The sequence below is a fragment of the Rhizobacter sp. P3_B12 genome, from assembly GCF_056402895.1.
Genome location: NZ_JBFUGN010001573.1, coordinates 1 through 842 on the forward strand (window position 1 = coordinate 1; position 842 = coordinate 842).

2 protein-coding genes are annotated in these 842 nt (G+C 67.3%); one reads left to right on the forward strand and one right to left on the reverse strand.

Annotated elements, in window-relative coordinates; genetic code table 11:
- Positions 1-275, reverse strand: a 275-nt coding sequence (locus AC1D01_RS36950; protein ID WP_477874816.1) for a nucleotide-binding protein, incomplete at its 3' end; no start/stop codon positions are given.
- Between the two features lie 92 nt (positions 276-367).
- Here AC1D01_RS36950 and kefF point away from each other — a divergent pair.
- The coding region (kefF, locus tag AC1D01_RS36955; RefSeq protein ID WP_477874818.1) for a glutathione-regulated potassium-efflux system oxidoreductase KefF at positions 368-842 on the forward strand (475 nt) is incomplete at its 3' end.

Sequence of the window (842 nt, forward strand, 5' to 3'; positions counted from 1 at the left end):
TCGAGGCGCTTGCCGTGCAGGCCGGCCGGCGTGTCGAGCACCGCGTGCGTCGTGCCCTTGGGCGGGCGGACGACCTCCTCGTGGGTCAGCTCCCAGCCGGTGATCGGCGGCAGGTTCGCGGGGCGCAGCGAGAGCCAGGTGCGGGCCGACTGCTGCCGGTCGACATCGCCCAGCATCACGGCATGTCCGGCCTGGGCCATGTACCCTGCGATGTTGGTGGACAAGGTGCTCTTTCCGACCCCGCCCTTCGGATTGGCCACCACGATCACTGGCATGCACTGCTCCTGACGATCCTTGTTTGCGGTTATGTTAACGAACACTATCGTTGTTGGGCTACCAATACTTACCCCCGCCGTCCACTCCTGCCATGAACCCCTCTGAAGTCCTCGTGCTCACCGCCCATCCGCAGATGGAGCAGTCGCGCGTCAACCGCACGCTCTACAAGGCCGCCAAGAAATCCGGCCATGCCACGGTGCGCGACCTGTACCGCCTCTACCCCGACTACCTGATCGACATCGAGGCCGAGCGCGCGCTGCTGCTGCAGGCCAAGCTCATCGTGTGGCAGCACCCGATCCACTGGTACAGCATGCCGCCGCTGATGAAGCTGTGGGTCGACGAGGTGCTGGGCTTCGGCTGGGCCTACGGGCCGGACGGCCACGCGCTGCGCGGCAAGGACCTGTGGCTGGTCTCGTCCACCGGCGGCCCGGACGACTCCTACCGCCCCGACAGCTACAACCGCTACCACTTCGACGCCTTCCTGCCGCCCTACGAGCAGACCGCCGCGCTGTGCGGCATGCGCTTCCTGCCGCCGCTGGTGCTGCATGGCGCGCACCGTGTCGGCG